Annotated in this window: 25 protein-coding genes and 1 riboswitch; of the genes, 13 read left to right on the plus strand and 12 right to left on the minus strand. The window is 37.2% G+C overall.

All coding sequences use genetic code 11. The features are described 5' to 3' along the window. Positions 1-4 precede the first annotated feature (4 nt). Positions 5-1,195 carry a glycine C-acetyltransferase gene (locus tag RCG22_RS03075; RefSeq protein ID WP_308105669.1) on the minus strand — a complete coding sequence of 397 codons (1,191 nt, stop codon included), beginning with the start codon at positions 1,193-1,195 and terminating at the stop codon, positions 5-7. Between the two features lie 342 nt (positions 1,196-1,537). Here RCG22_RS03075 and RCG22_RS03080 point away from each other — a divergent pair, with 342 nt between their 5' ends. After that, complete coding sequence (locus tag RCG22_RS03080; RefSeq protein WP_308105670.1) at positions 1,538-1,825, plus strand: hypothetical protein; 288 nt, start codon at positions 1,538-1,540, stop codon at positions 1,823-1,825. Positions 1,826-1,926: 101 nt separating this feature from the next. Here RCG22_RS03080 and RCG22_RS03085 read toward each other — a convergent pair whose 3' ends face one another. Beyond that, the gene (locus tag RCG22_RS03085; protein WP_308105671.1) at positions 1,927-2,925 is read right to left on the minus strand and encodes an NAD(P)H-dependent flavin oxidoreductase; all 999 of its coding nucleotides are present in this window, start codon (positions 2,923-2,925) and stop codon (positions 1,927-1,929) included. A 210-nt stretch (positions 2,926-3,135) separates the two neighbouring features. Continuing rightward, positions 3,136-3,237: riboswitch (purine riboswitch) on the plus strand. Between the two features lie 129 nt (positions 3,238-3,366). On the opposite strand from RCG22_RS03085, the gene RCG22_RS03090 reads away from it, so the two are divergent. Next, on the plus strand, positions 3,367-3,939 hold the full coding sequence (locus RCG22_RS03090; RefSeq protein WP_308105672.1) for a xanthine phosphoribosyltransferase: 573 nt from the start codon (positions 3,367-3,369) through the stop codon (positions 3,937-3,939). A 20-nt stretch (positions 3,940-3,959) separates the two neighbouring features. Further along, positions 3,960-5,264, plus strand: coding sequence for a nucleobase:cation symporter-2 family protein (locus RCG22_RS03095; protein WP_308105673.1), 1,305 nt, complete (start codon positions 3,960-3,962; stop codon positions 5,262-5,264). Between the two features lie 53 nt (positions 5,265-5,317). Here RCG22_RS03095 and RCG22_RS03100 read toward each other — a convergent pair whose 3' ends face one another. Both RCG22_RS03100 and RCG22_RS03105 read right to left on the minus strand, forming a co-directional pair. Continuing rightward, on the minus strand, positions 5,318-5,545 hold the full coding sequence (locus tag RCG22_RS03100; RefSeq protein WP_308105674.1) for a hypothetical protein: 228 nt from the start codon (positions 5,543-5,545) through the stop codon (positions 5,318-5,320). Positions 5,546-5,621: 76 nt separating this feature from the next. Then, positions 5,622-6,107 carry a hypothetical protein gene (locus RCG22_RS03105; RefSeq protein WP_308105675.1) on the minus strand — a complete coding sequence of 162 codons (486 nt, stop codon included), beginning with the start codon at positions 6,105-6,107 and terminating at the stop codon, positions 5,622-5,624. Between the two features lie 259 nt (positions 6,108-6,366). Here RCG22_RS03105 and RCG22_RS03110 point away from each other — a divergent pair, with 259 nt between their 5' ends. The 7 genes from RCG22_RS03110 to RCG22_RS03140 all read left to right on the plus strand — a co-directional run bounded on the left by RCG22_RS03110 (position 6,367) and on the right by RCG22_RS03140 (position 13,471). Continuing rightward, the gene (locus tag RCG22_RS03110; RefSeq protein WP_308105676.1) at positions 6,367-7,266 is read left to right on the plus strand and encodes a putative selenate ABC transporter substrate-binding protein; all 900 of its coding nucleotides are present in this window, start codon (positions 6,367-6,369) and stop codon (positions 7,264-7,266) included. Positions 7,267-7,280: 14 nt separating this feature from the next. Continuing rightward, entirely contained in the window at positions 7,281-8,033 is a 753-nt protein-coding gene (locus tag RCG22_RS03115) for a phosphonate ABC transporter ATP-binding protein (RefSeq protein ID WP_308105677.1), read from the plus strand. Between the two features lies 1 nt (position 8,034). Then, positions 8,035-9,672 (plus strand): PhnE/PtxC family ABC transporter permease, encoded by a 1,638-nt coding sequence (locus RCG22_RS03120; RefSeq protein WP_308105678.1) that lies wholly within the window; start codon positions 8,035-8,037, stop codon positions 9,670-9,672. A gap of 356 nt (positions 9,673-10,028) precedes the next feature. Next, positions 10,029-11,201, plus strand: coding sequence for an MFS transporter (locus RCG22_RS03125; protein WP_308105679.1), 1,173 nt, complete (start codon positions 10,029-10,031; stop codon positions 11,199-11,201). Positions 11,202-11,273: 72 nt separating this feature from the next. Then, positions 11,274-11,597, plus strand: coding sequence for a hypothetical protein (locus tag RCG22_RS03130; RefSeq protein ID WP_308105680.1), 324 nt, complete (start codon positions 11,274-11,276; stop codon positions 11,595-11,597). A 125-nt stretch (positions 11,598-11,722) separates the two neighbouring features. Further along, positions 11,723-12,610 carry a permease gene (locus RCG22_RS03135; RefSeq protein WP_308107076.1) on the plus strand — a complete coding sequence of 296 codons (888 nt, stop codon included), beginning with the start codon at positions 11,723-11,725 and terminating at the stop codon, positions 12,608-12,610. Between the two features lie 12 nt (positions 12,611-12,622). After that, complete coding sequence (locus tag RCG22_RS03140; protein WP_308105681.1) at positions 12,623-13,471, plus strand: TIGR03943 family putative permease subunit; 849 nt, start codon at positions 12,623-12,625, stop codon at positions 13,469-13,471. A gap of 51 nt (positions 13,472-13,522) precedes the next feature. Here the strand turns inward: RCG22_RS03140 and RCG22_RS03145 are convergent, their stop codons facing one another. From RCG22_RS03145 to RCG22_RS03155, 3 genes are all read right to left on the minus strand, one after another. Continuing rightward, positions 13,523-14,455 carry a metal ABC transporter substrate-binding protein gene (locus tag RCG22_RS03145; protein ID WP_374049462.1) on the minus strand — a complete coding sequence of 311 codons (933 nt, stop codon included), beginning with the start codon at positions 14,453-14,455 and terminating at the stop codon, positions 13,523-13,525. Between the two features lie 329 nt (positions 14,456-14,784). Continuing rightward, positions 14,785-15,123: a YmaF family protein gene (locus tag RCG22_RS03150; RefSeq protein WP_308105683.1), complete on the minus strand. Its 339-nt coding sequence runs from the start codon at positions 15,121-15,123 to the stop codon at positions 14,785-14,787. A 231-nt stretch (positions 15,124-15,354) separates the two neighbouring features. Further along, positions 15,355-16,923, minus strand: coding sequence for an IS200/IS605 family accessory protein TnpB-related protein (locus tag RCG22_RS03155; protein ID WP_308105684.1), 1,569 nt, complete (start codon positions 16,921-16,923; stop codon positions 15,355-15,357). A gap of 511 nt (positions 16,924-17,434) precedes the next feature. On the opposite strand from RCG22_RS03155, the gene RCG22_RS03160 reads away from it, so the two are divergent. Together RCG22_RS03160 and RCG22_RS03165 are read left to right on the plus strand one after the other, a co-directional pair. Then, positions 17,435-18,787 (plus strand): arsenic transporter, encoded by a 1,353-nt coding sequence (locus RCG22_RS03160; RefSeq protein WP_308105685.1) that lies wholly within the window; start codon positions 17,435-17,437, stop codon positions 18,785-18,787. A 24-nt stretch (positions 18,788-18,811) separates the two neighbouring features. After that, a complete protein-coding gene (locus RCG22_RS03165; RefSeq protein ID WP_308105686.1) occupies positions 18,812-19,483 on the plus strand; it encodes a DUF2642 domain-containing protein in 672 nt (223 codons plus the stop codon). Positions 19,484-20,029: 546 nt separating this feature from the next. Here the strand turns inward: RCG22_RS03165 and RCG22_RS03170 are convergent. From RCG22_RS03170 to RCG22_RS03190, 5 genes are all read right to left on the minus strand, one after another. Further along, complete coding sequence (locus RCG22_RS03170; RefSeq protein ID WP_308105687.1) at positions 20,030-20,536, minus strand: sugar transferase; 507 nt, start codon at positions 20,534-20,536, stop codon at positions 20,030-20,032. A 281-nt stretch (positions 20,537-20,817) separates the two neighbouring features. After that, on the minus strand, positions 20,818-22,128 hold the full coding sequence (locus RCG22_RS03175) for a hemolysin family protein (protein WP_308105688.1): 1,311 nt from the start codon (positions 22,126-22,128) through the stop codon (positions 20,818-20,820). Positions 22,129-22,200: 72 nt separating this feature from the next. Continuing rightward, complete coding sequence (locus tag RCG22_RS03180) at positions 22,201-22,614, minus strand: MerR family transcriptional regulator (RefSeq protein WP_308105689.1); 414 nt, start codon at positions 22,612-22,614, stop codon at positions 22,201-22,203. A gap of 163 nt (positions 22,615-22,777) precedes the next feature. Beyond that, entirely contained in the window at positions 22,778-23,518 is a 741-nt protein-coding gene (gene map / locus RCG22_RS03185; protein ID WP_098260636.1) for a type I methionyl aminopeptidase, read from the minus strand. Between the two features lie 156 nt (positions 23,519-23,674). Beyond that, the gene (locus tag RCG22_RS03190) at positions 23,675-24,484 is read right to left on the minus strand and encodes a hypothetical protein (RefSeq protein ID WP_308105690.1); all 810 of its coding nucleotides are present in this window, start codon (positions 24,482-24,484) and stop codon (positions 23,675-23,677) included. A 158-nt stretch (positions 24,485-24,642) separates the two neighbouring features. Between RCG22_RS03190 and dsdA the strand changes: the two genes are divergently transcribed. Continuing rightward, on the plus strand, positions 24,643-25,980 hold the full coding sequence (dsdA, locus tag RCG22_RS03195) for a D-serine ammonia-lyase (RefSeq protein ID WP_308105691.1): 1,338 nt from the start codon (positions 24,643-24,645) through the stop codon (positions 25,978-25,980). The last annotated feature ends 63 nt before the right edge of the window (positions 25,981-26,043 follow it).

Below are 26,043 nucleotides of genomic sequence, written 5' to 3' on the forward strand. Positions count from 1 at the left end.
ATGATTAAATAACGCCCATTTCCTTGCCGACTTTTTCATAAGTAGCAATTGCTTGATCAAGCATTTCTTTTGTATGAGCAGCTGTTGGCATGTTACGAACACGACCGGTTCCTTGTGGAACGGTTGGGAACACAATGGCCTTGGCATAAACTCCTTCATCATTTAAACGTTTGCTAAATTGTTGGGTTAAGGCTTCGTCCCCAATGATACATGGAGTGATTGGAGTTTCGCTGTTACCAATATTAAAACCTAACTCTTTCAAGCCTTTTTTTAGATAATCTCCATTTTCCCAAAGCTTTTTGTTCAGTTCCGTGCTCTCCATTAGGATTTCAATCGATTTCTTACTCGCTGCCACATCGGCAGGAGTTAACGAGGTCGAAAATAAGAATGGGCGACTGCGGACCTTTAACCAATCAATCAGATTTTTCTTACCGGCCACATAACCGCCAACCACACCGATTGCCTTAGATAAGGTACCAATTTGGAAGTCAATTTTATCTGAAAGACCAAAATGCTTAACCGTCCCGGCTCCATCACCAAGCACGCCTGAACCATGAGCATCGTCAACATAGGTTATTAAATCAAACTCTTCCGCAATCTTGACAATTTCAGGTAGTAAGGCAATGTCTCCGTCCATTGAAAACACACCGTCGGTAATCACCATAATCTTATTGTAAAGACCTGATTCTTTTGCTGCTTTTGCCTTTGCTCGTAAATCTTCCATATCTGAATGATTAACACGGATAATTTTGGCTTTAGATAGACGGCAGCCGTCAATAATGGAAGCGTGGTTTAATTCATCTGAAAGAATCGCATCATTTTTATCCATGACAGCAGAAATCGCCGCCATGTTACAATTAAAGCCGGATTGGTATGCAATCGCCGCTTCTGTATGCTTAAATTCAGCTAACTTTTCTTCCAGTTCCACATGAAGTTTAAGTGTTCCATTAATCGTCCGAACTGCCCCTGCACCAACTCCGAATTTTTCAATCGCCTCAGTGGCAGCTTTCCTTAAGCGATCATCTGTTGCTAAACCTAAATAGTTGTTCGAAGAAAGATTCACAAGCTCCCTGCCGTTTATCGTAATTACGGGGCCATTTGGACTTTCGAGTGGGTCGATGACATTATATAGACCTTTTCCCTTTAGATCTTCAAGATTTTCATTTAAAAATTGTTCCAAAATAGTACTAGACATATTCCATTCCTCCTCTATTTGTTCGAACCTGTTTTGTCGTTTACGAAAAAACGATTGTCCGTTTCAGGCGGACATTAATAACCTTGTTTAATAGCGGTATCAAAGGATTACCAAAGTATACTTTATCATACTTTTTTAAAGTTGTTCATATCTAGTGGACAAAAAGTTAAAAATATTTTTTTATACTTTTAGAGTACCCAAATCAAAAAAAGGTTATTTCGTTCTGCTAATCAAAAGCTCTTTGATAGATTAGTTTAAAACTGGCATGGTTTTACGGTATAATAGTTTCTTAACTACTCTTTGGAAAGATTGCTCAATTGCTTGATAGAAAGGGTGTCACACTTGTCATTTATGTATTCTGTACTTTACACACTGAGTATTGGCGCGGTATTTATTTTTCTATTAATTCTCGCCTATGATTTTCTTTACGGTGAAAAATCCGAAAAGCAAACGAAGAAAATACACAAATATTTTCGAAAAGAGACCATTAAAAAAATTGACAGGATGGAACATCACCCTCGAAAATTTACGATGTACCTTGTAACAACGAATAATGGAGTGAAAAAAATTAAAATGAAACCTGGTTATAAAGTAATCAATATGGTTTCAAAGGAGAAACACAAGAAGTAACGAAGATGAATTTCAAAATATCGCCGCTTTTCCACTAAAAATAGGAACCAATTCAAGTGAATGGTTCCTTCTCTAATTTAATAATATTTCCTATGGCTCTCTTACTTTACCGACAAAGAATTCAATTTTCCTGCATATTGATTGATATTTTGTAATGCTTCTTTGTACTCCACTGCTAAACTTTCAATTATTTCACTTACAGATTCAATTTTATTGATTGCTCCAACCCCATGACCTGCGGACCATATATCCCGCCATGCTTTTGCATTGGTTTCCTTTTGCATACCATCAAAGTTAACCTGATCTTTTTTGACAAGTTTCTCTGGGTCCAATCCTGCCTTTTTAATACTAGGTACTAACATATTGCACAGGATCCCCGAGAAAGCATCCGTTAAGATAATATCCTCTTGTGTGGCTTCAACCAGCATTTCCCGATACTCATCCCTTGCCATACTTTCTGTCGCTACAATAAACCGAGTTCCCATATAAGCAAGGTCAGCACCTGCTGCTTGTGCAGCTAATATTCCCTTTCCTGTTGAAATGGAACCAGCGAGGACGATGATTCCATCCCAGAAGTTTCGCACCATATCTACGAAAGCAAAATTGTTGATTTGACCTGCGTGACCTCCTGCCCCGCTTGCGACCAATATCAGACCATCGACACCCGCTTCTGCTGCTTTTTTAGCAAATTTTAAATCACTAACATCAGAGAATACCAATCCACCGTATTCATGGACAATATCCACGACTCGTTTTGGACTGCCTAAGGAAGTAATTACCAATTGAGGCATATGCTTTTTGATCAATGAAAGTTCTTCTTCGAGGCGGCTGTAAGAACTATGTACAACCATATTCATCGCCCATGGAGCAATTTTTCGGTGAGGATCGAGCGCACGAGCCTCCTCCAACTCTTCATTTAACTGTCCCATCCATTGATCAAGCACTTCAATAGGTCTGGCGTTTGGAGCGGGAAACGAACCAATCACGCCATTTAAGCAACAATTTTTAACGAGGTCGGTGCCTGACACCAAAAACATCGGTGCCGATATAACTGGTAATTTCAGCTGGTTCCACCATGATTCAGGTATAGATTTTTTCACGATTACTCACCCTCTATTTTAGAATTTTCCGAATAAACTTTTCTCTTTTATAGTACCTGAAAATGAATGACTATTCAATCTTTGGGTGAGCCTTTTATTTATGCTATTTCAAACGCTTACAATACACGAACGATTTCATTTTAAATTTTGATATTATTCGCTTTTTTATAAAAAATGATTGATTTCATCTTTTTTTGCGCATATACTATGTATAAATTCATAAGGTTCACTCATATAATCGCGGGGATATGGCCCGCAAGTTTCTACCGGATTGCCGTTAACAATCTGACTATGAGTGGGTAATGGGAATGACGCTGTCTATTAAAGCGTACTAATTCCTTCTCTTTTTGGTCATTAAGCCCAAAGGTCATTACCTCACTCATTTTTTGATGTGAGGCAATCAATCTTTGGGCTTTTATTTTTTTATAAGGAGAAATACACATGAGATTACTTGAAGAGAAAATTAAAAATGACGGAAAGATTCTTTCTGATCAAGTGTTAAAGGTTGATTCATTTCTGAACCATCAAATTGATCCCCAATTAATGCTTGAAATTGGAAAAGAGTTTGCACGTATTTTTGAAGCTGAAGGAATTACAAAAATTGTTACGATCGAATCTTCAGGTATCGCACCTTCAGTCATGGCTGGATTACAAATGAATGTCCCTGTCATTTTTGCCCGGAAAAGAAAATCTTTGACACTAGTCGATGAGTTACTTTCCGCTACAGTCCATTCATTTACAAAAAATGAAACGAATGAAATTTCCATTTCCAAAAAATATGTAAATGAAAAGGATCGAGTGTTAATCATTGATGACTTTCTTGCTAACGGTGAGGCAGCACTTGGTTTAGTAGACATTGTTCAACAAAGTGGTGCAAAGGTTATCGGAATTGGCATTGTTATCGAGAAGTCCTTTCAACCCGGTGCACAAAGATTAATGGAACTTGGTTTGAGAGTCGAATCTTTAGCAAGGATTGCCTCGCTATCAAATGGCGAAGTGACATATATCAATTAAATGGCGGAGGAATTAATCTAATGAAACAACACCCTTTTAAAATTGCCTCATTAGGCATTCAGCATGTATTAGCTATGTATGCAGGAGCAGTCATCGTCCCATTAATCGTCGGCGGAGCACTTAAATTTTCAGGCGAACAATTAACTTACTTGGTTTCTATCGACATTTTAATGTGCGGAATTGCAACCATTTTACAAGTTTGGCAGAATCGCTTTTTCGGTATTGGCTTACCAATTGTTCTTGGCTGTACTTTTACTGCAGTGGGACCGATGATTGCCATTGGTGGACAGTTTGGTCTTTCCGCCATTTATGGTTCAATCCTTATTTCCGGTCTGGTCGTCATCGTTATTTCTCAATTCTTTGGCAAGTTAATTAAGTTCTTCCCTCCAGTTGTTACTGGCTCTGTTGTTACGATTATTGGGATTACACTCATTCCTGTCGCAATGAATAACATCGCGGGTGGTCTAGGCAGCCCTGATTATGGAAGTCTATCGAATATTAGCTTAGCTTTCGGAACCCTGCTTTTCATTATCTTGCTCTATCGTTTTACGAAAGGTTTTATTCGCTCCATCTCCATTTTACTTGGATTAATTGGCGGTACTGTGGCTGCTTCCCTGATGGGTAAAGTAAATTTCTCAGCAGTTGCGGATGCATCTTGGTTCCATATGGTAAAACCATTTTATTTCGGTACACCTACCTTTGAATGGACCCCTATTCTAACAATGACTCTAGTAGCAATTGTTAGTTTGGTAGAATCGACAGGAGTTTATTTCGCTCTAAGCGATATCACTGGTAAAAAATTATCTGAAAATGATTTAGCAAGAGGATATCGTGCAGAAGGTCTTGCAAGTATGATTGGTGCTTTGTTTAATGCTTTCCCATACACAACCTTCTCTCAAAACGTCGGACTTGTCCAACTTTCAGGTGTAAAAAGCAAAAACGTTATTTATACGATGGGCGGAATGCTAATATTTCTTGGTTTTATTCCAAAAATCGGTGCATTTACTACCGTTATTCCAACCCCTGTCCTTGGTGGCGCTATGGTAGCGATGTTCGGTATGGTCATTGCCTATGGAATTAAAATGCTGGGTAACGTCGATTTTGCATCCCAAGAAAATCTTCTAATCATTGCTTGTTCTGTTGGAATGGGAATGGGTGTAACGGCTGTACCTGATATGTTTGCTCACCTGCCTGAAGGTGTTAAAATCCTTACTAGCAGCGGCATTGTTACAGGGAGCCTTACTGCCATATTTTTAAACATTGTTTTCAATCTTACAAAGTCAACCAAGCGGATAAAGCAAGTAAATAATCAAATTGCCTCTTAACAAGTAAAAAAAAGAATAAGGTCAAAGGACGATACTTTTTCATGGTATCGTCTTTATTTTTTCTTATTCACCGCCTGAATTAATTCGATAATTTCAGTTATGTTTCTTTGTAATAAAGCACTGTTCCTGGAACTCGATCTTACTTCTGTACCTGAATTATCATTTCCGGACCCTGAGGTTGTCGTTGTTACTGATATCGGAGCAATCCAAACCGCTCCGCCAAAGTTTACAATCCCGCCAGAAATAGTTCCAATCGTAATTCCCTTTTGATTGTTTGCCAACCGATCCACACCTTCTATACTTTTTTAATATTATATGGACAAGGTTGCAAGCTTGATTAAGCATTTTAAGTAATAATTATTCCTGTGTTTTTGGAGATTTACAGGAATCCTTTTCCAGCTTGCAAATCCACTTATAAAATCCTAATAGGATAAGGAGCAAAACCGGATCAAGTATAACAGCATGCCAAAGATTCCACCAGCCATAATGAAAGAAACCCCACGGAGGTGGCAGCAAGGTGACGGCTTCGTAAATTAATAAAGCAATGGTAAAAAGAATCATAAACCCAATTTGTTTAATGACCTTTGATTTATGTGGAAACCAATTTAAAAAGATCATATTAGCAGCTGGAACTAAAAACACATGCGGCAATAATCCAGCCCAATCAATCTCTTTGTCAAAATACCAATATCCATGATATTTGAATTCAACATAGACATCAAACAAGGCTTGGAAAGCGATTGTGAAAGTCCAAATATGGACAATTAGATTAACAGTTAAAATCTTATTTTTCTTAAATGCAAGATAATTAAATGCAATAATGGCAATTAGTAATCCAATCATATCTTTTTCCTTTTTTTATATAAATTGCCCAAATTGATTGGTTAATTATACAAGGGTAAAAAAATCGTTTAATCCCATGCACAGATGAAAGGGATTTTTTTTATTTTCATTACCTAAAATTATTACCATCTAATTTATCGATTAATTTTCATTTATTTAATAGATAATTTGAATTTATTTTTACGTATACTTCACTTATAATATTTAAGGTTAAGCAATTCTAAGTTACTAAAAATATTCTATCAAGGGGTAATTATTAATGAAAAAATGGATTTCTGTCATCATACTTGCTATTCTTGTATTTTCATTAGCCGCATGCGGACAAAATGATAAAGATACGAGTGAAAGTAAGAAAGAAACGACAACAAAAGAAGTGTTTAAAATTGGGGCAATTCCTGACCAAAATGCCGCTGATTTAGATAAAGGTATGACTGCTGTTGCTAAATACCTTAGCGAAAAGACAGGTATGAAGGTTGAATTTGTACCATCTGTTGATTATGCTGCACTAGTCACTGGTTTTCAACGTGGTGAAATTCATATGGCCTGGTTTGGCGGCTTAACAAGTGTACAAGCTAGAAACCTTGTCCCTGAAGCTGAGTCCATTGTACAACGTCCTCGTGACGCTGAGTTTCATTCAGTGTTTATCACCCAATCATCAGAAAACATTACCAAGCTTGCGGATTTAAAAGGCAAATCATTTACTTTTGGCAGTGAAAGTTCTACATCCGGCCATTTAATGCCGCGTTATTATTTATCTGAGGCTGGTATTGATGCCAATAAAGACTTCGATGGCAAACCTAATTTCTCAGGCTCACATGATACGACTTACAAATTAATTGAATCTGGTGCCTTTAAAGCTGGTGCATTGAATGAAGCCGTCTGGGAAGCTGCTGTAAAAGAAGGAAAAGTGGATACGAAAAAAGTAAAAGTTTTCTATACAACTCCTGCTTATTATGACTATAACTGGACAATCAACAGCAATGTTGAAGACGTCTTTGGTAAAGGAACAAAGCAAAAGGTAAAAGACGCCCTCCTATCGATTACTGGCGAGCAAAAAGAAATTGCGAACCTATTCCAAACGGATCGTTTTGTTGAAACGAAGAATGACAATTATAAAAAGATTGAACAAGTAGCAAAGGAATTACAGATTATTAAGTAGTAGGTGTCGTAGACATGACTTCAAAAACAATGATTGATGCAAAAAATATATCGAAACACTTTGAGCGGAAGATAGCCTTATCTTCCCTTTCTTTTTCTATAAAGCAGGGTGAGATGGTTGCGTTAATTGGACCTAGTGGTGCCGGGAAAACAACGTTATTAAACTCAATTGCTGGATTGGTCCCAATCCATAGTGGCGAGCTATTAATTGATAGCAAACCGATAGCAACCTATAAAAAAGGGAAACTATTTGCCAAAAAGGTAGGTGTCATTCGTCAGCAATTTGATTTGATTGGTTCAATTGCGGTTATCCATAATGTCCTAGCCGGTCGATTAGCGGACTGGGGCCTTTTAAAATCTCTCTTCTCGCTGCTTGTTCCTCAAGAAAAAGAGTTAGCCCTAAATGCACTAAGTAGAGTGGGTCTTACGGATAAGTTGTACGAAATAACCTCCACTTTATCTGGAGGCGAACAGCAGCGTGTTGCGATGGCGAGATTAATGGTCCAAAAACCGGAAGTAATTTTGGCAGACGAACCAGTTGCCTCACTAGATCCTGCGAGAGCTGAGGATGTATTAGCCATGCTGATAAAGATCATTTCTGAAGAAAACCAAACATTGATTGCCAGCTTGCATTCGGTTGAATATGCTCGTAAATATTTTACAAGAATCATCGCTCTTAAAAATGGAGAAATCCTTTTTGATTTGCCAACCGAAAAAGTGACAGATGACAGGTTAGCCGAACTTTATCGCTTAAAGGAGCAAGGTTAAAATGTTGAAAGAAAAATCTGTATTGGTTCGGTATAATCGCCTAATTCTTTCCTTGCTATTAATTGCTGTTTTCGTATGGAGCTTGTTCTCGATTCAATGGAATTCAGACCTTTTCCATGCGGGCGGAATTCCAACGATGCTGCAAATATTGAAAGGGCTAATTCAGCCTGATTTGTCTGCAGAAGTATTAATTAAAGGGTTCGAATCTGCGTGGATTACGCTTGCTTATGCGGTTGCCGGGATGTTCCTCGCCCTTATTTATGCGTTGGTTGTTGGAACTCTTGCATCAGGCACATTAACTTCGAAGAGGATTTCCCGACTTACTTCAAAAATATTCTTTCGAGGTATTTTAGGGTTTACTCGTTCGATCCATGAGTTAATTTGGGCATGGCTTTTCGTTGCTGCAGTTGGCCTCTCCCCCTATGCAGCGATATTTGCGCTTGCGATTCCGTATGGAGGGATTCTTGGTCGTATTTTTGCTGATATGTTAAATGATGTACGCGAAGAACCGATCACTGCATTAAGAGCTGCAGGTGCCTCGCGCCTTCAAATTCTTTTTTACGGTTATCTTCCCCTGATTTGGGCGGATATGATCAGCTACACGATGTACCGTTTCGAATGTGCGATTCGCTCTTCAGCCATTATGAGCTTTATCGGACTTGGAGGTTTAGGGTATCAAATTCAATTATCTCTCGCAGATTTGAAATACGATCAAGTCTGGGCCTATGTGTTTTTTCTGATTGCTCTTGTCTTGCTTGTGGATATTTGGAGCAATTATGTAAGAAAAGGATTGACGGAGCGAAAGCGCCGGAATGGATTCAGTTCCGGATGGAGGTCTTCCCTATTCGCAATGCTACTAATCATTGGGTCCTGGGCATTTATAACCGTTGGTGAGAATGCTCAATTGTTTGAATTGTTATCGGATAAGAATATCGAATATGCAAAAAAGTTTTTTGGCAGCTTAATTGGCATAAACGATAAGCATCCTGCCTTCCTTAATAGTGGAAGTTGGGCAGCCGCACTGAAGCTCACACTAGAAACGCTGGAAATGAGTATTATGGCGATTGGATTTTCGACGGTCACCGCCTTCCTAACTGTTATTCCGGCAGCTAGAAATATTGCCGATGGAAGCTTAACTTCTTCAAAGCGATGGTATAACTGGATTCTTTACGGAATCGTCCGCATCACTTATATCTTCTCTCGTTCCGTTCCTGAGCTAGTTTGGGCGATGATGATCATTTTTATTTTTAAACCAGGTTTGCTGCCTGGGGCAATCGCGCTTGCACTCCATAACTTTGGGATTCTTGGCAAGCTTTGGGCAGAGGTGATTGAGGACATGGACCCTCGTCCGATCCGTAATTTAGCTACAGCAGGTGCATCCAAATTCCAGATCTTCTTCTATGGGATTCTGCCCTCTGTGTTACCTAGATTTCTTACCTATATCTTATATCGTTGGGAAGTCATTATGCGGACAACGATTGTTGTTGGGTTTGTCGGTGCAGGCGGCCTTGGGATGGAGTTTAAACTGGCGATGAGCTATTTTCAATATACCGAAATCACACTGTTACTTCATTGTTATATGATTCTCGTCGTCCTTGCTGACTTTGCTTCAGAAAGTACGAGAAAGGCTGTTAAATAGTTTATTATGCTAATGAAAGACAAAACTTGGTCTAGATTCAGAAGAACTGTCTTTCATAAAGCTTCATGATCACTTTTGTCCGCAATGGCTCTTATTGCGGACACTTTTTTTAACTTCCGAACTATGATTGTTATCAAGAGTATCCTATTCAGCTATTACTAGCATGTGCTAGCTACTCGCTATCACGTTTCTAAGTAAGTGATACAACCTAGGTTAGCTTGGTTTTTGCATACTATTTCCACCGAAGGAAATAATTGATGGAATAGGCTTGTTTTCAGACGTCAGTTTCCTTTATCTTATTAGTAGGAAGTAAGTTTAATCAATGACTTTAAAAGTCACCTAGGAGTGAAAATTCTTTGCAATCAAAGTCCGCTTTACCGATTTTATTTGTAGTTATGTTTTTGGTGATGGTTGGATTCGGAATTATCATCCCGGTTTTACCTTTTTATGCAGAAGAAATTGGGGCGAATCCCACAGAATTAGGTTTGTTAATGGCTGTTTATTCGCTCATGCAGCTCATTTTCGCACCGATGTGGGGTCATGTTTCCGACCGAATTGGGCGTAAACCAGTGATGATGATTGGGATTGCTGGCCTAGGTCTATCCTTTCTGATTCAAGCCATGTCAACTGAGCTTTGGATGCTATTTGCAGCAAGAATTATTGGTGGTATTCTTTCCTCCGCTAATATGCCAACCGCCATGGCTTATGTTGCAGACATCACCACGGAAGAAAATCGTGGCAAAGGAATGGGAATAATCGGTGCAGCAACGGGCTTAGGTTTTGTTTTTGGGCCTGCAATCGGTGGGATTTTCTCAAGGTTCAGTTTGAATATGCCCTTTTTTCTTGCATGTGGTTCCTCGTTCATAACCTTGATCCTTGTTTTTCTTTTGCTAAAAGAATCGAAACAGAATAAAGGAACAGTTAGCAAAGAAAAGCTCTCTTTTGGGAAGGCGTTTAGTGGTGCGGTTACTGTATTATATTTGGTGCAATTATTAATTTCCTTATCACTTTCTGGTTTGGAAGCAACCTTTGCCTACTTTGCCGCAAAAAAAGCTGGATTGGACGCCACACAACTTGGCTACATTTTTATGATCATGGGGTTTGGCAGTGCGCTTGTTCAGGGCGGCCTAGTTGGTAGAATGACTAAGAAATACGGAGAAAAAAGCGTTATTCAGGCGGGTATCATTGTTTCAGCACTTGGATTTGGTCTTATTCTATTGGTGAATAACTTTGCAACCGCAGCCCTTTTTTTAACAATTTTCGGTTTAGGAAATGGGGTGATTCGTCCAAGTGTCTCTTCTTTAATTACGAAAACCTCAAGCGCAGGTTATGGAAGTTCAACAGGTATGCTATCTTCCTTTGACTCGCTTGGCCGAATTATTGGTCCGCCACTTGGTGGGTGGCTGTTTTCACTTGCGATCGGGCTTCCTTATATTTCAGGTGCGATTATTTCAATGGCAGCATTTATTCTATTTCTACTATTTCGCCCGCACTTAGCTGAAGTAAAAACAACAACTATTCAAAACTAATCAATAGGAATATGTTTATCGGACATGCATAAAATGGGTTACGAGGATGTAAGTGAAAAAGGAGCCCATTTTATGAAATTAAAAACCTTTGTTAGTATTTGCTGCCTATTGGTCACTTTAGGTTTTGCCGCCTATCTTGATTCACCCTACTCATTTATTAATAAAAACTATGCCTATTCGACCGATCAACCAGTAATGGTGCAGCCTGTTGATGTGGAGCCTGATGTACCTGTTTTGGAGGAAAAGCTAATAAATACCGAAAAAGTGGATGGTTATATCATTGAAACTTATGAAGAATACGAGGTTTATAAAGACAAAGATGGAAATGTTGTTAAAAGTGAACCGACAGGCAAAATAGATACTCTTCAATATTGGAGTAACCAACAACAACCCTAAGGCCGTTGACATCAGCGGTCTTTTTTGATTTAAAGATAAATTTATATTCCAGATTTTTCGTTGGACGAATTAGCAGGATGAGAGTATAGTATTTTCCATGAGTCTTGAGTAATTGGAGGTATATGATGTTTGGTATATCCTTACCGCAATCTTTTTTACAGATGAATACCATTTTTATTTCGATTTTAATTGAAGCTCTGCCATTCGTTACATTAGGTGTCCTTATATCAGGGATTATTCAAATATTTGTTACCGAAGAAATGATTGCCAAAATCATGCCTAAAAATAAAATCTTAGCCGTTATCTTTGCTAGTTTCTTAGGTATTCTATTTCCTTCTTGTGAGTGTGGGATTGTTCCAATCGTTAGCAGGCTTGTTTCAAAAGGGGTCCCAATCTCAGCGGGAATTGCCTTTATGCTGACAGCTCCAATCATCAATCCTGTTGTCTTATTTGCAACGTTTATTGCTTTCGGCAGTGATTGGAAGATGCCGTTATATCGTGCAATTGGAGCCATTGTTGTCGCTATCCTAGTAGGTATTTTAATTGCTTTTCGATTTAAGGGGAGTCCTTTTAAGGAACATTTCCATCTTCACCATTCTGATGGAAAATCCACCCCATTTTTCAAAAAAATCTGGCAGACCTTGGAGCATGCGGTTGAAGAATTCTTCTCCATGGGTAAATATTTAATTATTGGATCATTAATTGCAGCAGCTGTTCAAACATATATTAAGACATCAACACTTGTTTCGATTGGTCAAGGACAAGCATCATCCTCTATCGTGATGATGACGCTCTCCTTTATTCTGTCTCTTTGCTCCGAAGCTGATGCTTTTATTGCTTCGTCTTTTAGGACAACCTTTTCAACCGGTTCGTTATTAGCGTTTCTTGTGTTTGGGCCAATGGTGGATATTAAAAATTTAATGATGATGCTTGCAACATTTAAAAAGCGGCTTGTTTTCATGATTGTTTCTTCCGTTTTTGCTGTTGTCTTTGTATACTCTTTGTTGTTTTAAGGAGTTGGAACTATGATAAGAAGCTTAATATTAATTGGTTTTACTTATTTACTCTTTCAGATGCATCTTACAGGTGATATTAATAAATATATTAACATGAAATATTCTTATCTTTCTGCCACCGCTGGTTATGCCTTGCTTGTATTAACGATTGTTCAAATCTTTATGCTAAGCAAAGGTGAACCAAAGGAAACTAGCTGTGACCATGATCATTGTGGACATAATCATGCTAAAGAGGATAAATGGTATAAAAAGGTTTTAATTTATCCGATTTTCGCTTTTCCCATCATTTCAGGATTATTTTTTCCAATTGCCACCCTTGATTCAAATATTGTAAAAGCAAAAGGTTTCCATTTTCCCATTTACGATGAAGGAAAAGGAGACTCCTTTATGCAACAGCAATTTTTGCGTCCTGATACGAGTGTGTATTATGGAAAAGAGGATTATGATGTGTTAATGAAGAAAGAAAAGAAAAAGTACGTAAACAAAGAAACGATTATATTGAATGATAAAAATTATTTAAAAGGGATGGAAACAATTTATAACTTCCCGGGAGATTTTCTTGGAAAGGAAATAGCGTTTAAGGGTTTTGTTTTCAATGATTCTGAAACCATAAATAAGAACCAAATTTTTGTGTTCCGATTTGGTGTGATCCATTGTATTGCTGATTCAGGTGTCTTTGGAATGCTGGTCGAAATGCCTGCCGGTAAGAAATTTAAAAACGATGAATGGATAAATGTAAAAGGAAAAATATCAACCATCTATTATCAGCCCTTTAAAACAAACATTCCTTACTTAAAGGTAGAAGATTGGACTACTACTTCTGCTCCAAAAGAGGAATATGTTTTTAGAGGATATTAACAAGAGCCGCCGAGATATCGGCGGCTCTTTCTTACAATAAAACAACTTACTCTAAAAAGATAATTTTAATGCCTCAAGATTTTTTTTCATAACATCAATATAATCTAATCCTTTTTCTTGTTCTTCTTTAGTTAATCCTTCTAATGGATTTAAAACTACAGTTTTAGCACCTATTTCATTTGCTAACGTTTGAGCAACTTTAGATGAAGTAAGTCCCTCAAAATAAATAACCTTTACATGTTTCTTCTTCGTTAATTCCGTTAGTTCTTTCAATTTACCTAGGGTTGGTTCCACATCTGGGGATAATCCAGCTATCGGAATTTGTGTTAACCCGTACTGTTTTGCTAAATATCCAAATGCGGCATGTTGTGTCACAAATTCTTTTTTCTCAGCCTTATTAAATGTTTCTTTGTATAGGTGATCTAAATCAGCAAGTTGGGTCTTAAAATCCTCTGCGTTTTTTTCATACTCATTTTTATGGTTTGGATCTAGCTTTTCGATAGAATTAGCAATTGTGTTGACCTCCTGCTGGGCTAACACGGGAGAAAGCCAGACATGTGGGTCTTTTGAAGATGCATGATCAGAATGATGTTCTTCCTCTGATTCTAATGCATTCATCAATTCAATCCCCTTTGAAGCTTCTACAACAGTTAAATCTGAATCATTAATACTTTTTAATACTTTTTCAGTCCAGCTTTCAAAGTATCGGCTATTGTAGATAAACATGTCTGCGTCTTGAATCTTAGCCATATCCTTTGCAGTTGGCTCCCAATCATGTGGTTCTGCACCATTCGGTATAAGTAACTCTACATTAGCTGAATTGCCAGCTACTTTTTGGGTAAAATAATACATTGGATAAAACGTGGTAACAATTTGTAGTTTTTTTGTTCCTTCATTAGCCTTTTCACCCTTCGTCTGTACAGCATTGGAACAGCCACTTACTACCATAAGAAAAATAATTATCGGACATAATAGTCTTTTCATCATCTATCTTCCTCTCCATAAAATCCCTAATTAGGAATAATTACGATTTAAAACAAATAATTATTCCGTATTATATTAGATTATTAAATTATTATATTATTAGATTATTAGATTATTAGATTAAACAAATCGTAATTGTTACGAATTGTATCTTATAACGATTTTTTAGTTATGTCAATATCAAGTTTAATGAAATAATCTCACATAAGTTTATATTAAATTGATAGGGATGAACTCCCAAACAGCCATATGTATTTGATGTTGGTGTGAAAATAGGGTAATCACACCAAACAAAAAGAGACCAGAGAGTCTCTTTTTTAAATTAATATCTATTTATTCCCTGGTGCTGGTTGGTCGACACCTCTTACTCGGTGCTTATGTCCATCGTTTTCAGTTGTATAAAAATCATAATGATGTACGTGCATGCCATTACCTACTGGAATAGCTGGACCGGAATAGGCCTTATAATGATGGGTATGCCCATTTTCGAAAACAACATATCCCTCTGTATAATGAATATGGTTCTGATACTGAGTCTGGATTGGCGGCGAAGTTACATCTAAACATTGATGAACATGCCCTGCCTCAACAGAAGTGTAATCAACCGAACCATGGTTATGATTAGGTACAAACCCTGGTACAAAATCATCCTTACTAATCTTACTCACGTTAATACCTGGTTACTAAAATCTATAAAAATCTACCCTTCGCCTCCGAACCAAGAAAAGAGAGACATACCGTGACGATTCTCACGTCATTCCATCAGGAAAGGAATTGAATCCTTGTCATGAACCTACTGTTCAAGACACCCCGCGGTGCTCTGTTAGAGCCGGCGATTTGCAACAGACCATTCCTTCCATTGGTCAGCCTGCCGCAAAGATTGGATTTTAGTACCAGGACTACACCTCCTTGAATTGTAATTCTTGGTTCTTTATTATTAATGTTTTATGGATCACGTTCCATAGCTGCCAACTATGGTTTTCTTTGAATGTTTCTATATTTCTTAACAACATCCCCATATACTTCCGCCTTTGCTTGCCGCTTTTTGACTTTTTCTCGGATTCTTCCATTGACCCAAGAATGGAAATCAGTTTTGGCTTTACTAGCGTACGTACCTGGGTTAGGATTTCTTGCGGTATTTTTTCATCAAAACCAAGACCTCTTCCCCCAATGACAAAAGCAGCCGCTTCATGAACGGATAAGCCATATTTTTGACTATATTTAAACCGTCCAATGACAGATGTGTAAGCCGGGTTAACCTTTTTTATTTTAAACCCGAATTTAATTCCTCTTGAGATGATGGCTTTTTGTATCTTTGTTTTTGCAAACGAATGGACAAGGCGATTGAATCGTTTATTTGTGTCATGATCTTGTATTAATGTGATATCTTCTAGGAACATAGCTCCCACGTTCCAAGTCAAAAGATACTGAATGATGTCTTTTGCGACTTCTCCTGAAATATTGGATCGGCGATTGCTTTTTACATATTCCATTTCATGACAATAAAAGGTTTTGGATTCTAATAAATTTCCCTGTTTTGTTAAAATGGACACCGCTATTCGATCAATGTTCACATCAATCCCCGTCACTAGATCCGACAGAATCATTTCATTCCCATTCCGTATTGAACCATGGACAACCTCATCGTAAGTGAAATGGACATAGACCTTATTCATTTTTCGTTTTAATTCAATGGAATAGGGGATATATTCCTCGAGACGTTTTTTCTTTGAGGTAACACCAACTTCATTAGGGAACACAATCTCGACAATTTCATTGAAAAGTTTGTCCGGAACGTGAAGTTTGAATCGTAGTCTTGGACTTTTTTTTCGCCCCTCAACTTGCAGTGGATTTGCCACTTCCAGATAAAATTGCTGCTCCTCGTCATCGAATACGATTCGGGTATTCAAATTCCCCTTTTTAGACTTGTCACCACGAGAATAAAGAGTATTCGAACGTAAATCCCTCCATTCATCGCTCGAAATGTTGCCTTTCAATCGCTCATAAAAATTCCTTTTTCCACCAAAGATGACGGTCGGAATCGTCTGATCATTCTGGTGTTTTAATAAAATAGATTCCTTTAATTGAAGCTTTTCTAAGCGGGCACTCAACCCTTTTAAACAGATCTCAAGTGGGACTTTTTTCGGTCTTTTCTTACCTGTCTGATAATCTTCTATTTTCCTGCTAGTTTTTTTAATTTTTCCTTGTACGCCTTCGATTCTTAAAGGTAAAAGTTCTTTTTGACTTGATATGATTGCTTGGGCTTGCATCACGGCATCTTCAGCATATCTTTTGTTCAAATGAAAGAGGGCACTTACCGATTTAATTAATCTACTTGACTGTTCACCCTCTACTAGTCGATTATAGGAATGCCGCCATGCAGCACAAAAAACAGCCATTAATCGATTTAGTTTTTCGAGCTCTACGGCATTCCCCTCATCAATAAGGCAAATTTTCGTTACCTTCATTCCATTCACCCCTCTTAAGAACAAACGTTCTATGATTATTATAGGGTTTTACTGGAAGGAAATCAAGAAATTAGTCGCTTAATCTTTGGTAGATTTTAATAATATTTTGTAGTATCTTATAGATAATTTTAAGCAGTTGTAACCTCCTTTGTTTTGAAATACTTTATTAACCATAATATTTTAATAAAACCAGATTATGTTAAGGTCAGAATTCAATTGATCAATTTTTTCCATAACCAAGTAATAAAGAGACTTTTAAGGTCTCTTTTTTGTGTTTAGAATTTAAATTTTTTGATATTTTTCTATTTATCTATTTTTTAGACTTCAGCGGAATTACGGAAAAACAGGTACAAACCTATAGCCTGTCTTAGTTGTGATACATATACATACAGTACAAAAACACAATAGGTATAGATGGAAGGGAGGGATAAATGCGGATGAAAAAGGAGGAGGTACGGTCGTATCATGATACTTCATGAATCACTAGCTTCCGAAAGGAGAAAAATGAATAATGGTTTGGTTAACAATAGTCTCTTTCTTGCTTACCTTAGGATTTATTCTTTGGAGACCCAGGGGTATTAATGAAGCAATTCCTGCAACGATTGGCGCAGCCATTGTCTTACTGAGTGGAAGTGTTACCTTTTCAGACCTTGGTATAATTGCGGAAACGATCAGCGGAGCTGCGATTACAATTATGGCAACGATTGTAATGGCAATCGTCTTAGAAAGCTTTGGGTTCTTTAACTGGGTAGCAGAAAAGCTTGCGGAAAAAGCAAAAGGTTCAGGTATCCGTTTATTCTGGTACGTCAATCTTTTATGTTTTCTCATGACACTATTTTTTAATAATGATGGAAGTATATTAATCACCACTCCGATATTAGTCATGTTGTTAAACAATATGGGCTTAAAAAACCATCAAAAAATCCCCTATTTACTGTCTGGAGCATTAATCGCTACAGCTTCAAGTGCTCCAATTGGGGTAAGCAATATTGTCAATCTAATCGCTCTAAAAATCGTTCATATGAGTTTGTATTTACACACGGCGATGATGTTTGTTCCTGCGACGTTAGGTTTGCTGCTTTTAACTTGGCTTCTGTTCCTGCGCTTCAAAAAGGTACTACCCAAAACTGTTCCTACGAAGGTAACCGGGCTGTCACTCCCTTCTTATCATCCACTTAAGCCGACTTCGATGAAACATACTTCAGAGAAGGACCGTTCAAGGTTTATGCGCAACGTCCTCCTATTTGTGTTTGCAGTCCGTGTCAGCCTCTTTGTCGCTTCGTTTCTGTCCATTCCAGTCTCGATAATGGCTGTTTTTGGATCTCTTGTCCTTTTAGGTTGGAGATGGGCTTACTTAAAAATCCCACCAACCGATATGATCAAAAAAACGCCGTGGTATATTATCATTTTCGCGTTTAGTATGTATGTAATTATCTACGGACTCAATGATATCGGTCTAACCGACTGGTTGATCCAATTTATGCGTCCAATGGTTTCTGGCAGCCTGCTCCATGCAAGTGTATTAATGGGCGTCCTGCTTTCAGTACTGTCAAACATTTTTAATAATCACCCGGCACTTATGGTCGGGACCCTCACGTTAACAAATATGAATTTAGATTTGTTATCCTTAAAAATCGCCTATCTAGCAAACGTCATAGGAAGTGACATGGGATCATTGCTACTGCCAATGGGAACACTGGCAACGTTAATGTGGATGCATATCGTAAGGAAAGGGAAAGTAATGATCAGTTGGTGGCAGTATATCAAAATAACCATGGTGGTAATCCCGCCAGCTACCCTATTTACCTTAGTTATCTTATATTATTGGGTTTCTTGGCTCTTTGCTGGAACACTGCGAGGATAATATTATGGAGCAAAGGAGAAAAACATGAATACTGACCTAATAGAATTAAGAGATAAAAATATTGAGGTTGAAATTTCCGGGGGGAATTTTCACAGAGGGATTCTAATTGATTTCGGATTAGATATCATCGTGTTATATGATGGCAGGAATAATACATTCCTCTATATCCCATTTGTCCACATTCAACAATTGAAAGAAGTCTTAATGAAGGAAGATACATTTTATGATCCTCCTACAGAGCAACCCATTAATTCCGATTCAATCTCCTATCGTAAAATTTTAATGAGTGCGAAAGGTTTGTTCGTCGAGATTTATGTGACTGGAAATAAATCCATTCATGGGTATTTAACCAGCATTATGAACGATTACTTTGTCTTTCACTCTCCGGCTTACAAAACTATGTATATATCGATGAACCACGTAAAATGGCTAATACCTTATCCGGAAAATACAACACCTTATTCCTTAATTAATCAAAATTCACCTAGCAAAACTGGAACCACTACATTATCTAGATCTTTTGAAGAACAGTTGAAAAAGTTGGAAAATCAATTAATTATCATGGATGGTGGATACCATGAGGAAAAAATCGGATTACTCCAAAAGATTCAAAATAACAAAATGACACTGATAACAGCTAAAGGGGAAAAGCTTTATCGAAACTTGGAGCATATAAAAACCATTCAATTCCCGTAATTCCAATTGTAAAACCCATTAACCATAAAAAATGAGGTGCTTTTATTGAGAAATAGAAATAAACAAAAAGAATAATCCACCCTGTTTTGGCCGACGAGGTTGGATTACTCATTTACCACCAGAATTTACTTTTTTTGACCGTGTCCATTGGCCGCGGTCTTCTTTTAGTTTACCACCTATTAATAGCATATGGATTTTGATTATTTTTGTTCAAAGGAAAAAAAATTTCGTGTAACGCTAATTATATACGATCCATTTTTAGATCTAGTACTAATCAGACATGTAAATCTATAAAATTAATAGTACAATACTTTACAAAAGGTTAACATCGACTCAACTATTTCTTAGTATTCACTGGATAAAATGTAACTATAGTAATTCCTATTCCATGGTTCTTTTTATAAGTAATTTTCTGATAGGGAGGTAGTTGCATGTCTAATTTTCTTAATTTTCTGTTCTTACTGTATATTACGGTTGCCTTTGCAACAATTTTTTATTACTCTTTCTTCAAATCAAAATCAAATAAACTTTAATCCTTTTCCTATACTAATAGGAACATTTCCTCAGCAAGCGATTTTCGAATCCCTTTATCTCTTTATTAAATTTCGCTGTAAAAAAGGGCCTTTCTGGTCTTGGACCCACAATGGACATGTCTCCTTTTAAAATATTGACCAATTGAGGAAGCTCGTCGATGCGAGTCTTTCGGATGAATGCACCCACATGAGTGATTCGAGGGTCATTTACCTCTGCCCACTTGGCCCCTTCTTTTTCAGCATCGATTGTCATCGATCGTAGCTTCACCATCTTGAATCGTTTTCCATTTTTGCCACTTCTCTCTTGCACGTAAAATGGAGAACCTGGTGTTTCCATAACAATGAGGATCGTAAATAAAAGAACAATCGGCACTGCAATGATTAACCCAACGGTTGCAAGGATTATGTCATACGACCTTTTTAAATAGAGATAATACTCGACGTTTTTTGATAATGTAAGATTGGATGATGGTACTCCCCGATAATCTTGGTAGAAATTGTAGCTTTTTTCAGTACTCACAAATTTATCACCCCAAAAGATTTAATAAAAAAGAGACTTGCTAGCCCTTACGTAAAGTATAGGTACATAACTTGAAGTTGCTGTTGAGCAAGGGTGAAGAGTTTGTAAACTATTTAGAGTATTCATTAAGTTCTTGAAGGTTTTGTAAAGATTTTTACAAAACCTAGGTAGATATATCGATAAAATGAAAAAAACTGACACAAAAAGGATTTAGACTATTCCTTTTGTGCCAGTTCGCTATTACAAAAAAACTCCCTCTTATCAAAATAAGAGGGAGTTGGTTATGCGATTGATTCTTGATTGGTAATTTTTAAAATTTCTAAGGACTTAATATGGTAACCGTCGATTTCAAGCACTTTAAATACATAATCGTCATATCTCACTTTATCGCCTTCGACGACATCCATTTTTTCTGATAATATCCAGCCGCCGATAGTATCCATATCTGAATCGTCAAGGTCTAGGCCGAATAAATCATTAATTTCATCAATTAAAACTTTACCCTCAACGATGGTTTTGTTTTCACTAATTTTATTAATTTCAGGTACTTCGTCCGCATCAAACTCGTCGCGGATCTCACCGACAATTTCCTCAAGGATATCCTCGACGGTGACTAAACCAGCCGTACCGCCGTATTCATCCATTAGGATGGCCATATGAACACGCTCTTTTTGCATTTTCAGAAGCAAATCATGGATTGGGATCGATTCAATTACCTGGATAACTGGGCGAACATACTCTTGTATAGATGTTTCAACATTCTTGCCTCTAATATATTCAGTAAAGACTTCTTTCATGTTTACCATACCAACGATGTTATCCTTTTCACCATCAATGACCGGATATCTTGTATAATTTTCTTTCGTCACGATTTGAAGACATTCGTTTAGAGATTGTGAAATATCAAAAGCAATAATCTCGGTGCGCGGCACCATAATTTCATTGGCATTCCGATCATCAAATTCAAAAATATTGTTCACGTATTTATATTCAGATTGATTAATTTCCCCGCTCTTATAACTCTCAGAAATGATTAATTGAAGTTCTTCCTCGGAATGCGCGACTTCATGTTCGGAAGCAGGTTTCAAACCGAAAATTCCAACGATAAATCGTGCCGAACCGTTTAAGGCTTTGATAAAGGGATACATTATTTTGTAAAAGAGAATCATCGGCCTTGCAAATAACAAAGTGACCTCTTCTGCCTTTTGGATAGCAAAGGTCTTTGGTGCTAATTCCCCTACAACTACATGAATAAATGTAACCGATGCAAACGCAACTATGAATGAAGTAATACTTGATACCGATTCAGGCATATTAAAGTAACTTAAAAGCGGATGAAGGATATGCTCTACTGTTGGTTCACCTAACCACCCAAGTCCTAATGCTGTAACCGTAATACCTAATTGACAGGCAGATAAATATTCATCAAGATTCGTTACAATCGTTTTTGCCGCGATCGCGTTCTTGTTCCCTTCGCTAACGAGTTGATCGATACGTGTACCGCGGACTTTAACAATAGCAAATTCATATGCTACAAAAAATGCTGTAAAGGCAATTAAAAGTGCTATTATTAGTAGATTACTAATGATCAATGGTCTCCTTACTTAATAGATATAAGTAAGGAATACACCTCCTGTTTTTTACGTGTTTATTTTAATCATTTGCTAGCTAAATAGTAATAATAATGTTTGAGCCAATGTGACCCCTTCTGATGATAATCTATTAACATACTTTTCTCTTTGTTGATCGTTTAATTTTTGCAGAATCGGTTCCATTACATGGATCTCTTCTTTTAGGTGCTGCATAATACTGGCAATTTGTTTAAAATGTTTTTCCACTTTTTGTTTATCAATCGTATTGTCTGACTTAATCAATTCAATCGAAGATTTTATTTCCTCGAGCGGCATATTCAAATTCTTATAATGTTCAATCATATTTAAAATTTGAAGACACTCATCACTATACAATCGATAATTAGAATCCGTCCGAATAGGGTTTAGCAAGCCTATTTGGGTGTAATAATCAATTGTTCGTTTGGAAATATTCTTTAATTTTGCTATTTCACCAATTCGATACAACTTCCCAAATTACTCACCCCTTTCCAGTCTAATGTTATTATAACTATACCATAATTTAAACCGTACAGTCAACGTGTTGGTTATTATGTGTGGTATTTGTCCTTTTAACAAAATAAATAGAATATAGAACCACTCCTACGGAAGGCTCTATACTCTATTCTGATTATCGAGTTAATATGACTGGACCGTTTTTAGTGACGATGAGCGTGTGTTCGTACTGAGCAACGAAGCTTTTTTCTGTTACAAAAGTCCAGCCGTCCTCTAGTTGAAACACTTCTTCATCATGTGTGGAAATAAATGGTTCAAATGCAATAACCATTCCTTCTTTTAGCAATCCATTGTCGGAGGTTTCATTATAATTATATATGTAGTCAGGGTGCTCGTGGATCGTTCGTCCAATACCGTGTCCTGTCAGATTCTTAATTACGGTTAAGCCTTGATTTCTTGCCGTTTGGTGTACAACCTTACCCATTCCACTAATTTTGGACCCGGGTTTAACTTTTTTTAGACCTGCTTCAAACGCCTCTTTCGCAACATCACAAATTTTTGTTAGGATTTCTTCACCTTTTCCGATTACAATTGAGATGCCCGTATCAGCAAAATAACCGTTTTTGGAACCAGAAACATCTATATTGACAAGATCTCCTTCTTGAATTACCCGACTACCAGGGATTCCATGAGCCACTTCTTCGTTAACACTAATACAAGTATATCCTGGAAAATCGTACTCACCTTTAGGTGCAGAAATGGCGCCTTCCTTCTCAAATAAATCCCCGGCGATATCATCGAGTTCTTTAGTGGTTACTCCGGGTACCGCTCGTTGTACTAACTCATCACGAATCCCTGCAACGATTCTGCCGATTTCTTTCAATCCATTAAAATCCTCTTCCGTCTTTGCAATCATTCTTTTTCCCACCTATATCATTTTTATCTTTATTAAATGTTCAACTATTAGATTGTACATTTATCCCCTGATAAAATCCAAGTATAATCCTTGGAAGTGGAGAAAAAAATAAAAAATACAGAGTTAATACAATGGCTGCTCTGTATTTTTTATTTATCATAATAATTTTACTTTTTTGATGAAGTTTATTTCATTTTGAAATTTTTCAAAAATTTCTTTGTAGGTGGAATTGATTAAAAGTGGAAAAAGGTTTCCTAGTGCTTCTTGGTAATCTTGACCTAACGCTTCGCGGAGAAAAACGTATTCATGAAAAAGCAGTGCTTTTTCAAAATCAATCCCTAATTCATGTAAGCCTTTATACAAGTCCTTTTTTGGGATCCGTAAGATTTTCTTGAAAGTTTTTATATTTTTTTCAATGAACTTCTCTTCTAAATAGCGCGTGACGTAATCTGTATACACCATTTGTCCAATTGTATTTGTTTCATTTTTTGAATAGTTGAAGCCAATGACTCGATCTTCTTTATTTTCACGAATAATAAATGTTTTGCTTCCTCGTAAATGGGTGATAAAATTTTTGACACTCTTATCAAAGATTTTATCAAATTGAATGATCTTTTGCAGTTTGACAGCAAAATCAGTATGTTCTTCACCCACCACAAATAATCTGTCAACAATCGGTAATAGTTTTAAAACACCTTCGGAAAGCTGACTTGAAGCATCATAAATAATAATATCGTACTCGTCTTTCATTAACTTTACTTTTCGTTTTTGTTCGGTTAGAGACAGTTTTGAAAATTCATGAACGAGCTCATTTGAAGTCTCTTCTTTTTCTAACTTCCCGTAAGAAATAAAAGCTGCGGCTGTATTTGTATTTAATTTAAGCCAATTGTATATGGATAAAGCCAGTTCAGTAACACCTGATTTTGCCTTTGGTGAATAAAAGCCAACTAAATACATGTCCCTCACATGCCTTTTATTTAAATCATATTCAAAAAGTAAATAAGTGTTAAAGACAAGCGACTATTAAACATATTAATAACGCAGTTAAAATAATCTTATGATAAAATTTATCTATAATCTTATTCGTGATTGATAATTATTTACAATAGGACTGGGGGACCCAAATGAATAACAACGAAATAAATACAAGTCTTAGTATTCAAAATTTACCATTAGTAGAAAAACTCAAATCGTTAAATGAAATATTTTGGTTGAATCCTAACTTGGAAGATTCTAAACTAGCTATTGAAAAATCTCCTTTAACTGCAGCGGACATTAAAGATGCAGAGGAAAGATTGAATCGCTTTGCTCCCTATATCTCCAAGGTTTTTCCGGAAACCAGAGCAGCCAGTGGGATGATTGAATCCCCATTAGTAAGAATACCCTCAATGCAGAAAAAATTGGCACTGGATAACGGACAACCTCTCTTAGGTGATTTATTACTCAAGTGTGATAGTCACCTTCCGATTTCAGGATCTATTAAGGCGCGCGGTGGTATTTATGAAATACTCAAACATGCAGAGCAATTGGCGCTCTCCCATCAAATGGTAACAATTCAGGATGATTATTCGATTTTAGCTAGTGAAAAATTCAGGGCATTCTTCTCCCAATATTCTATCGCAGTAGGTTCAACTGGGAATTTAGGATTAAGTATCGGTATTATCAGTGCAAAATTAGGCTTTAAAGTAACCGTCCATATGTCAGCGGACGCAAAACAATGGAAAAAAGACTTGCTTCGCAGCAAAAATGTTCAGGTAATTGAATATGATTCCGACTATAGCGAGGCTGTCACGCAGGGTCGTATCCAAGCAGAAGCAGTTCCTAGCTGTTATTTCGTTGACGATGAAAATTCCAAGGATTTATTTTTAGGATACGCTGTCGCCGCCTCACGGTTGAAGAATCAGTTACAACAATTAGCGGTCGTCGTCGATGAAAATCACCCTTTATTCGTTTACTTGCCATGTGGGGTTGGCGGAGGTCCAGGGGGTGTTGCTTTTGGATTGAAGCAAGTATTTAAAGATAACGTCCATTGTTTCTTTGCAGAACCGACACACTCTCCGTGTATGGTACTCGGATTAATGACAGGATACCATGATCAAATTTCTGTCCAAGATATTGGGATTGATAATGTCACAGCTGCGGATGGACTTGCTGTCGGCAGACCCTCGGGATTTGTCGGTAAAATAATTGAGCCTTTCCTTAGTGGGAGTTATACCATCAGTGACGAAGACTTATATAGATTGCTAAAGGACCTCGTCGATACGGAGGATATTCATTTAGAGCCCTCAGCACTCGCAGGGATGATTGGACCTGTTTTCTTATATAGAGACGGGATGGATTACTTACGGAAAAATAAGTTATTGGATAAAATGAGCAATGCTACACATGTCGCTTGGGCAACTGGCGGGAGCATGGTTCCTGAAGACATGATGGCACAATATTATCAAAAAGGATCAAATTAATAGAGAAATATCCCAAATGTTCTTTCTTATTTTTAAGGAAATTATCATTGTCTCTTCAATGAA

The sequence above is a fragment of the Neobacillus nitrireducens genome, assembly GCF_030915405.1.
Taxonomy (GTDB): domain Bacteria; phylum Bacillota; class Bacilli; order Bacillales; family Cytobacillaceae; genus Neobacillus.

Bases quoted from the DNA above. Each gene is read 5' to 3' on its own strand.
- RCG22_RS03075 (WP_308105669.1), bottom strand. From the start codon at position 1,195: ATGTCTAGTACTATTTTGGAACAATTTTTAAATGAAAATCTTGAAGAT.
- RCG22_RS03090 (WP_308105672.1), top strand. From the start codon at position 3,367: ATGAGATTACTTGAAGAGAAAATTAAAAATGACGGAAAGATTCTTTCT.
- RCG22_RS03095 (WP_308105673.1), top strand. From the start codon at position 3,960: ATGAAACAACACCCTTTTAAAATTGCCTCATTAGGCATTCAGCATGTA.
- RCG22_RS03105 (WP_308105675.1), bottom strand. From the start codon at position 6,107: ATGATTGGATTACTAATTGCCATTATTGCATTTAATTATCTTGCATTT.
- RCG22_RS03110 (WP_308105676.1), top strand. From the start codon at position 6,367: ATGAAAAAATGGATTTCTGTCATCATACTTGCTATTCTTGTATTTTCA.
- RCG22_RS03115 (WP_308105677.1), top strand. From the start codon at position 7,281: ATGACTTCAAAAACAATGATTGATGCAAAAAATATATCGAAACACTTT.
- RCG22_RS03120 (WP_308105678.1), top strand. From the start codon at position 8,035: ATGTTGAAAGAAAAATCTGTATTGGTTCGGTATAATCGCCTAATTCTT.
- RCG22_RS03130 (WP_308105680.1), top strand. From the start codon at position 11,274: ATGAAATTAAAAACCTTTGTTAGTATTTGCTGCCTATTGGTCACTTTA.
- RCG22_RS03135 (WP_308107076.1), top strand. From the start codon at position 11,723: ATGTTTGGTATATCCTTACCGCAATCTTTTTTACAGATGAATACCATT.
- RCG22_RS03140 (WP_308105681.1), top strand. From the start codon at position 12,623: ATGATAAGAAGCTTAATATTAATTGGTTTTACTTATTTACTCTTTCAG.
- RCG22_RS03145 (WP_374049462.1), bottom strand. From the start codon at position 14,455: ATGAAAAGACTATTATGTCCGATAATTATTTTTCTTATGGTAGTAAGT.
- RCG22_RS03155 (WP_308105684.1), bottom strand. From the start codon at position 16,923: ATGAAGGTAACGAAAATTTGCCTTATTGATGAGGGGAATGCCGTAGAG.
- RCG22_RS03160 (WP_308105685.1), top strand. From the start codon at position 17,435: ATGGTTTGGTTAACAATAGTCTCTTTCTTGCTTACCTTAGGATTTATT.
- RCG22_RS03165 (WP_308105686.1), top strand. From the start codon at position 18,812: ATGAATACTGACCTAATAGAATTAAGAGATAAAAATATTGAGGTTGAA.
- map (WP_098260636.1), bottom strand. From the start codon at position 23,518: ATGATTGCAAAGACGGAAGAGGATTTTAATGGATTGAAAGAAATCGGC.
- dsdA (WP_308105691.1), top strand. From the start codon at position 24,643: ATGAATAACAACGAAATAAATACAAGTCTTAGTATTCAAAATTTACCA.